General features: G+C 40.8%; 10 protein-coding genes. 7 read left to right on the top strand and 3 right to left on the bottom strand.

Annotated elements, in window-relative coordinates; translation table 11 throughout:
• Window positions 1-227: 227 nt before the first annotated feature.
• Both ACAY00_RS10515 and ACAY00_RS10510 read right to left on the bottom strand, forming a co-directional pair.
• Window positions 228-449 carry a hypothetical protein gene (locus tag ACAY00_RS10515; RefSeq protein ID WP_371373183.1) on the bottom strand — a complete coding sequence of 74 codons (222 nt, stop codon included), beginning with the start codon at window positions 447-449 and terminating at the stop codon, window positions 228-230.
• 240 nt (window positions 450-689) lie between these two features.
• Window positions 690-2,606: an EAL domain-containing protein gene (locus ACAY00_RS10510; protein ID WP_371373181.1), complete on the bottom strand. Its 1,917-nt coding sequence runs from the start codon at window positions 2,604-2,606 to the stop codon at window positions 690-692.
• A gap of 340 nt (window positions 2,607-2,946) precedes the next feature.
• Between ACAY00_RS10510 and ACAY00_RS10505 the strand changes: the two genes are divergently transcribed.
• The 7 genes from ACAY00_RS10505 to ACAY00_RS10475 all read left to right on the top strand — a co-directional run bounded on the left by ACAY00_RS10505 (window position 2,947) and on the right by ACAY00_RS10475 (window position 10,411).
• Window positions 2,947-3,174, top strand: a complete 228-nt coding sequence (locus ACAY00_RS10505) for a ferrous iron transport protein A (RefSeq protein ID WP_371373179.1) — start codon at window positions 2,947-2,949, stop codon at window positions 3,172-3,174.
• 1 nt (window position 3,175) lies between these two features.
• On the top strand, window positions 3,176-5,401 hold the full coding sequence (gene feoB / locus ACAY00_RS10500) for a ferrous iron transport protein B (RefSeq protein ID WP_371373177.1): 2,226 nt from the start codon (window positions 3,176-3,178) through the stop codon (window positions 5,399-5,401).
• Window positions 5,367-5,624, top strand: a complete 258-nt coding sequence (locus ACAY00_RS10495) for a FeoC-like transcriptional regulator (RefSeq protein WP_371373175.1) — start codon at window positions 5,367-5,369, stop codon at window positions 5,622-5,624. The genes feoB and ACAY00_RS10495 overlap by 35 nt, the downstream gene beginning before the upstream one ends.
• Window positions 5,625-5,706: 82 nt before the next feature.
• The gene (locus tag ACAY00_RS10490; protein WP_371373173.1) at window positions 5,707-6,186 is read left to right on the top strand and encodes a diacylglycerol kinase; all 480 of its coding nucleotides are present in this window, start codon (window positions 5,707-5,709) and stop codon (window positions 6,184-6,186) included.
• A 141-nt stretch (window positions 6,187-6,327) separates the two neighbouring features.
• Window positions 6,328-7,380: a CNNM domain-containing protein gene (locus tag ACAY00_RS10485; RefSeq protein ID WP_371373171.1), complete on the top strand. Its 1,053-nt coding sequence runs from the start codon at window positions 6,328-6,330 to the stop codon at window positions 7,378-7,380.
• A gap of 8 nt (window positions 7,381-7,388) precedes the next feature.
• Window positions 7,389-9,221 (top strand): protein kinase domain-containing protein, encoded by a 1,833-nt coding sequence (locus ACAY00_RS10480; protein WP_371373169.1) that lies wholly within the window; start codon window positions 7,389-7,391, stop codon window positions 9,219-9,221.
• A gap of 104 nt (window positions 9,222-9,325) precedes the next feature.
• Window positions 9,326-10,411, top strand: coding sequence for a patatin-like phospholipase family protein (locus ACAY00_RS10475; RefSeq protein WP_371373167.1), 1,086 nt, complete (start codon window positions 9,326-9,328; stop codon window positions 10,409-10,411).
• A 105-nt stretch (window positions 10,412-10,516) separates the two neighbouring features.
• Here ACAY00_RS10475 and ACAY00_RS10470 read toward each other — a convergent pair whose 3' ends face one another.
• Window positions 10,517-11,860, bottom strand: a complete 1,344-nt coding sequence (locus tag ACAY00_RS10470) for an anti-phage deoxyguanosine triphosphatase (RefSeq protein WP_371373165.1) — start codon at window positions 11,858-11,860, stop codon at window positions 10,517-10,519.
• Window positions 11,861-11,863 lie beyond the last annotated feature (3 nt).

Raw genomic sequence — 11,863 nt, 5'->3', positions numbered from 1 at the left:
TTGCAAACAGCAATTCACCACGGGCAAGACCCTGTCAGGTTTTTCTATGGCCTAAGGTTTATTGGCTACTAACAGCTCTTTAAAAGCGAACCTATGTTAAAACGAAACAGTGGTTGTAACGTCTAGGTGATTTTAATCGTTAAGCTAGCTTGTTGGTGGGCTACTTGATATCCAACGTCATAAACGACTGAAGCTATTGCCCCTTCAATTTACCTCTTATTTAGCCATTAATGACCTAAAGAGGTAAATACACCAACCGCGAGTTCTGCCCACAGCCATAAAAAAATAGCGATGCTAGATACCAGCACCAATAACTGATATTTTTTAGCCACTTTATTTCTGCTATATATACAGGCGCTAGCGATAGCGAAAAATAGAGTCCCAAAAATAACATAATCGCTAAAGTCCCATTTGATTTGTTCAAAGAAAAGACTTATTTCAAATAGCATTAGCAAAAAAACGCTGGTCACGACAAACAATCTGAAATAAATGTTTTTTATCATAGTCTGTTCTATATAAGTCCTGTTCAATTAACCTTCTAAATCTATGGAGCCATTAGCTGATATTCGCTAAGTGTATAAAACGGATTGTCTGCTATGCTCCCTTGCTTATTCCAATACTTTAAAGTTAAAAAAAATAGAGAGGCGTTTTACCGCCTCTCTATTTTAACGTTATCAAAGTCCAATCGCTTATAGTGGCTCAGGTTTTGATAAGTAATATCCTTGACAACCATCAACGAAAATATTGTCGAAAGTGTATTTTTCTTCTTGAGTTTCAACCGCCTCTGCCAATACTTTAACACCTAGGCGATGGGCTAAATCGATCATTTGACGTAGGAAGAATTGATTGTCGTTATCCTCATGGATGTTGCGAGTGTAGCTCGAATCAATTTTAATAAAGTCTGGCGATAACTCTTTAAAGAACTTAAATGAGGTAACCCCAACACCAAAGTGCTCAACACAAACTCGAGAACCTACGCGGTGGGCCATTTCCATAAAGTAGCGACTGCCTTTGAAGTTTTGCTCAAGGCCGTATTCGTTGACTTCAAAAATCAATTGCGAAGCAATACCGCTGTCTCTTAATAAACGACGTTCGAGCCAAACAACAAAGTGCTCATCATGAATAGAGCGAGTACTTAAATTAACCCCATAGCGATGCTCTTTAAGGTTTTTACGCTGAATTTCGGCAATGGTCTTTTCGACCACTAAACGGTCGATTTCAATAATTTTGTCAAGCTTCTCAGCCATCGCAATTAACGCTGCAGTGGGCAGGGTTTCCCCTTCTGAGCCTCTAAAACGAGCCAAAATTTCATGGTATATTTTCTTATTTTCAGAGGTCGGGTGAATGGGTTGCTCAAGCAATGATAAGGTTTTATTTTCAATTATATACTTAAGCTCACTTTGCCAATTCTGTGAACCAATGTTGCTGGTTTTCTCAATGTTTTCTTGATCGTCTCGGTGAATAAAAAAGCTGTTTTTAAGGCGAGTTTCCGCAATGCTAATTGCGGTATCGGCGTAGGCCAACATTTCACCAAGGGCTTTTTGGGTATCGAGATTAACAATGCCTGAATACGCAATAGAGTCGTAATCAACCATTTTTTGATATTCGTTAAATAAACCTGTTAATTGTTTACCATATTCTTCGGCAACAGCTAAGGTGACATTAGGGATCACACTAGCAAAGTCGGAGCCATTGAGACGAAATACTTGCGCACCTTCAACATCGACCAGTTGTTTTTCGAGTATTTTGGCAACTTGTGCAATGTAACGGTCACCCGCTTGGTAACCATGAATTTTATTGATCGTGGCTATTTCAGAACAGCGAGTGATAAGCAGGACCCCATCTTGATTTTTTTCATTGCTTGAATAACGCGCAAAAAATTCGATAAAGCCGCTTCGATTAACCAATCCGGTTAAAGAATCTAAGTAGGCTGTTTTTTCAAGTTGACGAGATTTATCTAAGCGCTCGTTGATCACATCTTTTATTTTACTGAGCTCTTGGCTGACGGGTTCAAACTCAATGGGTAGAGCTTCTTTATCTTCATCGTCATCTTTTGTCGGCTTATTGTCTATTGCCTGTTTAATCTCTTTGCTGATCAATTGCGATATTTGACCAGAAACACGTTGATTGTCTTTGCTTGTAAGCTTGGCGTTAATAAAAGCGGCGAGTGCCGTCAGTAAAAAAATGATAATAACAACCAAAGCCGTATCTGCATAATACATGCGAAACAGTTTGTCGTGATTTAATCGGTATTTTATATAAGCGCCTAAAGTGGGCTCTTTCATCATGGTCATTTCTGAACCAAAAGAAACAGCAGAGATGAAGTTAAATACTTCTGGGTCGTTATGGTAGTTATAGACCTTATCGCGATTATAATTAGTGATCTGTAAATCGTCGTATTTAAAAGCCGAGCGTAACTGCCGTGAAAACTCTTCTAAATCATCACCTTTAAAGTACTTAGATACATTTTCTAGGGTTATTTGGTGTGCAACTTCTGCGTCTTTAATAAAGTTATTAAGACTGTAAAAACTAAAACCTAAATAACAAAGGCAGATGATCAGAGCAACGACACTATTTTTCTTCATTATTCTTACAAACGTTGACATACTATTACAGCTTCCGTTTTGAATTATTGTTATTTATCCATAAGGCTTGGCCTTATATGCCGATTTAGATGACACTTCCTTTTGTCAGTTGAGTAAGACACCTTTGCGACAGCAAACATCCGCAACAACAATCAATATAGTTGATCGTTCAAAAAATCACCTTACCTATCATTACATTATGCAATTTATTGATGTAAAGCAATTATTTATATAAGTTTATGAAAAAGTTAATGAACTAACCATTAATTGATCCAAATTAAATGGGATTAAATCAAAAGTTTCCATGCTGTTAATCCTCGGGTATAATAATAATCATTCTCATTAACCAGAAAGTTAGACCATGACACTATCCGATGTAAAAGTAGGTGAAAAAGCCGTGATAGATTCATTATCACCCAACCCTTCTGTGCGTGCAAAACTGCTCGATTTAGGTATGATCCCAGGGACTCCATTTACCCTGAAACGTCATTTATCTTGGAGCAATGCTTATCAAATTCACGTCCGTCAAGCTAACCTCATCATTCGTAAGTCTATGGCCGAAGAAATTAAGGTTCAGGTTTTAAAATAATATGTTTAAAGAAGTCCTGTTAGTGGGTAATCCTAATGCCGGTAAATCCACTTTGTTTAACTTATTAACCGGCTTAAAACAGCACGTCGGTAACTTTCCTGGTATTACAGTCGAAAAAAAACACGGTGAATTAACCTTAGGCAACAGTCAAACCTCAGTGGTCGACTTACCTGGGGTATATTCTTTGGTGCCTCAACAGCAAACCTCTGAAGATGAGAGGGTCACATTAAATTATTTGGTCAATGCCAAAGACTCTCTTGTAATCAATGTGATTGACGCCACCAGCTTAGAGCGTCACTTATATTTAACTATGCAACTCAAAGAGCTGGGTTGTAATATGGTGGTTGTGCTCAATAAGTGGGACTTGGTAAAAAAACAGGGCCTAGATATTGACCCTCAAAAACTTCAACAAGCACTTAATTGTCCCGTACTGACCTTAAGCGCTGCCAGTAAAAGCAGTGTTTCAGAATTACTAACCAACATTGAAAATCAACAGCAACAAAAAGCCAGCACCTTGAAGGTTCAATATAGCGACGAAATTGAAGCCGAACTGGCCGACGCTGAGAACCGTTTTATTGCGGTTAACCAGTTAATTAATAAACAATACCAAGGCGATAGTCGTATAGATATTGAATTAAATGTTGCCTCTGCTCGGTACCAATTGTGTAATCAAGTGGTCAATCAATGCTCCAGTGAGCATAACATCAGTGAACATAAGTTTACTGAAAAACTTGATAATTACTTGATGCGACCACTTTTTGCTTTGCCGTTATTTTTATTATCAATGTACGTAATGTTTATGTTTGCAATAAACATTGGTGGTGCCTTTATTGATTTCTTTGATATTGCCGCCGGGGCGCTGTTAGTCGATGGACTCGCGTATCAACTTAATGCATGGCAATGGCCACAGTGGTTGGTTGTATTACTGACCGATGGTATGGGGGCTGGGGTGCAAACGGTGGCGACCTTTATTCCACTGATCTTCTGTTTATACCTATTTTTAACCGCATTAGAACAAACCGGATATCTGGCTCGTGCTGCTGTTGTAACCGATCGCTTAATGCAAAAAATAGGGTTACCTGGTTCAGCTTTTGTGCCAATGATCATGGGCTTTGGTTGTACCGTACCTGCGGTAATGGCAACACGAACGTTAAAACAAAAACACGAGCGTATTTTAGCGGGTACAATGAGCCACTTTATGGTCTGTGGTGCTAGATTACCGGTCTTTGCGTTGTTTGCAGCGGCATTCTTTTTGGAAAATGCTTTAAACGTCGTATTCTTGCTCTATCTTATTGGTATAGTCGCTGCTATTGTTACCGGCCTAATCTTTCGTCGTACTGTGTTAAAAGGCGAAGCCAGTCCGTTTGTGATTGAATTACCGCAATATCAGTGGCCACATTTTGGCGATTTAATGTACCGAACTTGGCAGCGATTAAAAGCCTTTGTTTTTGGGGCCGGTAAAACCATCGTTATCATGGTCACTTTACTTGGTGTTTTAAACTCATTAGGTAAAGATGGCAGTTTTGGTAATACAGGGACCGACAATTCTATATTGGCAAGCGCTAGCCAAGCCATCACCCCCGTGTTTTCGCCGATGGGGATCGAAGAAGACAACTGGCAAGCAACCGTTGGTATTTTCACCGGTTTATTTGCCAAGGAAGTTTTAGTAGCCACCTTAAATAGTTTGTATCAAGACAGCAGTGATGCCGAAGAAGAATTTGATTTATCTGCCTCTATGCAAGAAGCGCTTAGCAGTATCACAGATAACTTGTTAGGGGTAGCCGACTTAGTTTTAGATCCTTTAGGGATATCGGTTGCTGATGTCGAAACCGTTGAAGAAGCCGCGAGTTCACAAGACGTCTCGATGACGACGATGGAGCGTTTGGCCAGCCATTTTGACGGTAAGCACGGCGCATTTGCCTACTTATTGTTTATTCTCATGTATGCCCCTTGCGCATCTGCCTTAGGGGCAATGGCTAGAGAGTTTAATGGGCGTTGGGCTTTATTTGTTGGTATTTGGACGACTGTTTTAGCTTATTTCTGTGCCGGCATGTATTATCAGATAGCGACAGTTGAAAGTTTCTTATCGAGTCAAACCTTAGCCATTGTGATCTTTATTATTGCTTTTGCCCTAGTGTATAAAGCCTTGGCAATGAAAACACTGTATCAGTGGCTAAATAATGGAGTAGCGAATGCTAGAAGCCATAAAGACGCAACTTGTCACTAATGACATTATGACCGCCAAAGCGCTTGCCAGAGCGCTTGGCACCTCAGAACAAGCTTTATCGGGGATGTTACAGCTGTTGCTACAGCGTGGCCAGATTGAAACGGTCGTTGGTGGCGACTGTGAAGGTAGCTGTGGTTGTGTTGCCGCCAAGGTTGAAGCCTATCGTTGGTGCGAACCTCAAAGCCAAATGGCGACCCCATTGAGTATTATTTCTGTTAGTTGAGCATAAAACGGGTTTTTACTCTCGGTTTTTATGACATACTAAAGTAATAAACAATCAATGCGCTATTGCAGCAAGGTAAAGTTTGTCTCGTTCAGATAACCACTCGTCAATATCAAAAAGTACCAAACCGTCAGGTGCGATTAATCAGTCGAGTGTCAGCCAAGCCTCATCACTAAAAGGCCAAGCATCTAAACCTAATGGCACAGGGGTTTATCGCGTTTTCAAAGCCACTTGGTGCTCTATTAAAGGCTTTCGTGCTGCTTGGCAATACGAGCTGGCATTTCGCCAAGAACTTATCTTAGTTATCATTTTATTTCCTTTTTCTTTCTTTTTAGCCAGTAGCATCAATCATTGGATGGTACTGGTTTTTTCACTCTTATTTTTGCTGTTTGCCGAGTTAGTCAATTCGGCGCTCGAAGCTTTGGCTGACAAAGTATGCCAACAACAAGATCCCTATATTGCTCGAACCAAAGACATTGGTTCAGCCTTGGTCTTTATTGCGCTTTTGTGGCTTAAAGTGGTATGGATTTTGGCTGTTTGTCAGTACTTTGAATGGATATAACAAAATATACAACGACGTTAAGATATATTGCTCGGCCAGTTGAATTCGATTGAAAAGGCCATATTTATCAAGAGATGGAAAATGATTTTCATCGAAGGGTTTAAGCCCCATTTTATTATTTTTTTATTTGGTTGTTTATAAATGACATTATTATTTATCTACTTAGGCATAGCCATTGGCGTGTCTTTTCTTTGTTCGATATTGGAAGCGGTATTGTTATCAGTAACCCCAAGTTACATCACCCAGTTAGAGCAAGAAGAAGCCGCCGGTTTTGCGTCCTTAAATAAGGTAAAAGATAATCTTGATCAATCGATTTCATCGATTCTAATTTTAAATACATTTGCTCACACCATGGGCGCGGCGGGCGTCGGTGCCCAAGCCATTAAAGTGTTTGGCGAAACGTATGAAACCTTAGTCGCATTTTTGTTAACCTTGGCCATTTTATATTTCTCTGAAATTATTCCAAAAACCTTAGGCGCTACTTTTTGGCGTCAACTGGCGGTACCATCAGCGGTGATTATTAACTTCTTAGTCAAGTTGGTTTACCCATTGGTTTGGTTGTCGGGTCTTTTAACTCGGGTCTTTTCAGGAAAAGGCAGCGACAGTATCAGTCGTGAAGAAGTGTTGGCAATGGCCTCTTTAAGTTACAAGCAAGGTAAAATTGCCGGCTCGGAAAATATTCTTATGGCCAATATTTTAAAGCTTCGAGACACCAAAACACGCGACATTCTAACCCCTCGCTCGGTGGTACATGCGTTAGATGAAAATACCACCATTGAAGACGCGCTAAATATTGAACAAACGGCCAACTTTACTCGAATTCCGGTATTTCAGGGCGGTATTGATCAAATTAACGGGGTGATTATTAAAACCCAATTGTACCAACAAGAACGTGCAGGTAATTCAAAGCGCACCTTAGTCGATATTGCATCACCAATCTTTCGGGTCTCTGAAAACATCCCAGTGTTGCACTTATTAGATCTCTTTATTAAACGCCAAGAGCATATTTTCTTAGTTGAAGATCATTTTGGCCAAACGGCCGGTATTGTGACCCTCGAAGATGCCATTGAAACATTGCTTGGCAAAGAAATCGTTGATGAAAGTGACGATGTCGAAGATATGCAAAAACTGGCTCGAACCTTATTTAGAAAACGACTTAAACAAAAAGAAGCCAAAATTAAGCCTAAGGAGTAGTCAATAGGATGACGAACGTTGCGCCTAAAAAACTGCAACATTTTTATATTGCTGAAGATCAGTCAATATATTTATTAAGTCACAAGGATGCGGCCAAGTTAAAACAATGGTTGGATTTGTGCCATAGCCAATTATCTAAAATGGGTTATGACAATATCGAATTATTAGGAAAAGGCGCATACGGTTTTGTTTTTTGTGGGGTCAATCCGGCCCAACAAGAGCATGTATTTAAGTTTTCTCGGGTGACATTGCCTTTGCATATTCAAGATAGGCTAAGCGAAGAGGCCTATATGCAGTCGATGCTCAATCACCCGAGCATTCCGGGCTTAATCGAATATTTAAAAATTAAACGTCAATCCATTGTTCATATGGAAAGAGCGAAAGGCGTCGATTTAGAAGTTATTTCTCATCGAGAAGGGCCCTTACCTGCAGAGCTTATCGTACAAATTACCATTCAATTGATTGAACTGTTAATTTTTTTACGAAACCCAAACAACAATCGCATCTCTAAGCCGATAGTACATGGGGATATAAAGCCATCAAACATTGTCTTTAATGAAGCGAATAATCAGCTTCAGTTAATTGATTGGGGCTCTTCTGTCTGGGCCCAATGCGATAAAGACGGTCAAACCAGCGCCAATAATGTGATGGATTTGATGAGTGATGACTTACAACAAACCAATGCTCGGATGGGCGATATTTATTTTATTGGGCCTGAGCAGTTAGCGGGTGAATTGTCTTCGCCACGCTTTGATGAACAGGGGATGGCAGCCACGATTTATGCTCTCGCTTCGGGGCAATCATGTCGTTATGGGAGTAATGTTATCACTGCCAGTTCGCTTGGTTTGCCCATTATGTTAGCCAAAGCACTGGATGCAATGCTCAGCGATAATCCGCAAAAACGTCGTCAAGGTGGTGATTATTTAATTGAAAATATCGATTTATTGAAAAACTTGGTGTTGGCAAAAGAGCCAAGTAAAAAGCCAATCGACTCGGTGATTCCGGTATGGATCCGTGCCAGTAAAGACGATATGGATACGGTGGTTTATGGCTCGCGAAAATCATTTTTGCGCGCTGAGGCCAGTCGTGACAGCTTGGTTGATATCGATGATGTGCAATTGGAAAAATATTATAAAAACTTTCTGGTTGGCATGGGCGATACCGAAAAGGCGTTTTTAGCCGCCGTCAGTCGTTTGGCTAAATATCCTGTGGTTGGCGGGTTAGCCATTCGCTGGGAGAAAGAAGGGGTGTATGTTGACTCTAACCTCACCTTATTTGATCAGTCTTTAGAGTATGCCTTTAAAAGTGCGGTTAATAATATGGTGACTTTAGCGCAAGGAATTTTTCGCATTGGGATGTTTAAGTCCTGTTTGTTTAATGCCCGCAACACCCTACATTTTGAACGCAACTGTGAACAGCAACCTTTTAAAGCGGATAAACAGCAACGCATTGCCTTTGAAATAAGTAAAATGGCTGAGATTGATACCTCGGCACAATTACATTCTTATTTTGAAGATGGCAAAGATCCTGATGAATATTTGCATTTACCTGATCAGGTAATGGCCGTGATCACCCGCTTGAATGAAATTCAACACACAGGCTGTATTATATTTGAGGTGCTTGAAAAGCATCTCAAAATTCACAGTTATTTTATGCTGCTCGAGCACAATAAAAAGGCTGAATTTGAGCAATGCTTACAAGATATTCTCGACTTATTACCGCAAATAAAAGGCCGAGGCATTTCTGGATTTATGAAACTGCCATACAAAGATACTCGATTTTTTGAACACGTAAATCAGCTACCGGATAACTTTTATCCGAAAAACCCTAAACAGCAATAACCATAATCTCTCCCACCCGCTCGCCTAGATTAATGAACAATTATTGTATTGAGCGGTTGCGAGGTTGTATTATGGCGTGAAAAATATAGGCAAAAGGAAGAGTGGTGAGTCACGCATTACAAATTTTAGCGGGAAAGCAGGCGCGGTCCGTTATCGCTGAAAAAGGCTTAAACGCCGACCTATTTAAATTATTAGTTGGGGCCAGTGGAGGCCCCAAATGGTTTGTATTAGCCGGCTTAGACCGTTACTTTTGTGGTGAGTTCTTTCAACGGCGACAAACTCCTTTATACACTCTGGGCTCGTCGGCAGGGGCTTGGCGATTTTCCTGCTACGCTCAAGAACAGCCATTAGAGGCAATCAACCGATTGATTGACGGGTATTCGCATTTAACCTATGCCAAAAACTCGACCATTCACCAAGTTACCCAAAAAAGTGAAGAATTACTGGGTGACGTCTTAGGGGCTAATGGCGCTAATGAAATCGTTTCAAATCCGCTTATAAAAACCAATACCATTGTTGCCAAGTCACTCGGTTTGACTCGGTATGAGCCTAAGCCATTGCAACTTATTGGTTTAATGGCTTCTGCGCTGGGCAACCAAATACATCGCAAGCATCTGGGCAAATATTACCAGAGGGTTATTTTTTCAACTGACACCTCTTATGTTCCTTTTGACTATAAAGACGGCATAGCTTCTGCAGTGGTGAATTATACGCAAAACAATATCAAAGATGCTCTGTTAGCAACAGGTGCCATTCCTTTAGTGGTGAATGGGGTAAAGCATATTGCAGGTGCGGGACCAGGCATGTATCGCGACGGTGGTATTATCGATTATCATTTTGATCAAGCGTTCTTGCCGCAAACAAGCCCCACTCAAACCGATGATAACGACTTAGTGCTTTATCCGCATTTTTATAACGAATTTAAACCGGGCTGGTTTGATAAGTTTGTCAAACATCGATTTGCCAACCCTGAACATTTCGATAATGTGGTGGTATTAGCGCCCACAGCTGAATTTGTTGCTCGATTGCCTTATGGCAAAATTCCTGATCGTAAAGACTTTACCGAACTCTCCGATCATCAACGCATAAGTTATTGGCAACAAGTGATCAGTGAAAGTGAACGATTAGCCGATGAATTTCAGCAAAGCTGTGAGAATGCTAATGTGATCGATAAAATCAAACCGATTTAGCCGTTCAATCTTATACCCCCAAATAAAGTAAAGACTCGATAATAATGAGCCTTTATCGTAGCGGGTTTAGCGCTCTAGCGCCTTGTTCTCTTAGTAAAGAGGGCATTAAAAACAGTGGTTTTCATTGACGCCTTGGGCATCGGCAATAAACAAGTTGTTATAAACTTTGGTCGCAAACTCGTCGGTCATGCCACTCAAATAATCGGCAATAACTCTATGTGGGTTAAGGCCATTAGCCTGCGCATATCGCCAGCGCTCACAAGTTGCTGGCGGTAGTAATCTTTGTGGATCACTGGCAAAGGCTTCGAATAACTCCATAACAATTTGTTGGCCTTTGTATTCCAGTCGTTGAATGTCTGTTTGCTTGATCACATAATTAAGTACATAGTCTTTAAACACCTTTAACACCGCATTAGCTTCTTTGGGTAAACGGGCGTTAAATCGCAGTAAAGGTTGCTCAAATTCAAAGCCATCGGCTTGATTTATGTCGACTAGCTCGATACTGGTGATCAAAAAATTAACCAAGGCACCAATAGCATCTTTTTGCTGATGATGTTGATTACTAAATAATTTCTCGGCCAATGTGTTGGCGTGTTGCTCGACCCATTGACCACCAATGTCGACTAACTTCTCAGTCACTGCACTGACAAAACTACGCTTACTCACCACCCCAGTTACAATGGCATCTTCCATATCATGAATGCCGTAGGCAATATCATCAGCCAATTCCATTATCGAGCAATCAAGCGATTTAAACTGAGTTTTATGGTGGGTGTTTTTCTTTTGCTTTATGGTTTGAAACAGCTCTTTATCGCTATCGCAAAGGGGTTCTAAAACCCAATGAAAAGCGGTCGAATCATCTAAATATAAGCCTTTTGGCGGTTGCCAATCGCTGGCTTTAAGCTGGCGAAAATTTACCGGTTCACTGGGCTCATGGTTGCTCAGTCGGTCGATAAATTGTGGGTATTTTATCAGCCCTAGCAAAGTGCGCCGAGACAGATTCATTCCGTAATGTTCGGTGTAGCGTTCTAATTGAGTCACAATACGAAAGGTTTGGCCATTGCCTTCAAAGCCACCAAACTTATGCATCATATAATTTAAGGCCACTTCACCGCCATGGCCAAAAGGGGGATGGCCAATGTCGTGTGCTAAACACAACGATTCGATTAACGAGTCTTCTTGAGGTAAGAGTTGCTGGCATTGCTTAGGGTATTTAGAGCGCAATTGAGCGCTAATGCCTGAACCGATTTGTGCAGCTTCTAATGAATGGGTTAAGCGAGTTCGGTAAAAATCGCTCATGCCCACGCCCATAACTTGAGTTTTTGACTGTAAACGACGAAATGCCGCAGAGTGCAAAATGCGAGCACGGTCACGCTGAAATGGCGAACGATGATCCTGAAGTCGGGTATTTTGAATATCCAGTTGTCGATATTGCCAAGCTTGATTCATCCA

This window comes from Thalassotalea sp. 273M-4 (assembly GCF_041410465.1).
GTDB lineage: Bacteria > Pseudomonadota > Gammaproteobacteria > Enterobacterales > Alteromonadaceae > Thalassotalea_A > Thalassotalea_A aquiviva.
The sequence above is the reverse complement of the archived record's forward strand: the minus strand, read 5'-3'. Positions and strand labels throughout refer to the sequence as shown.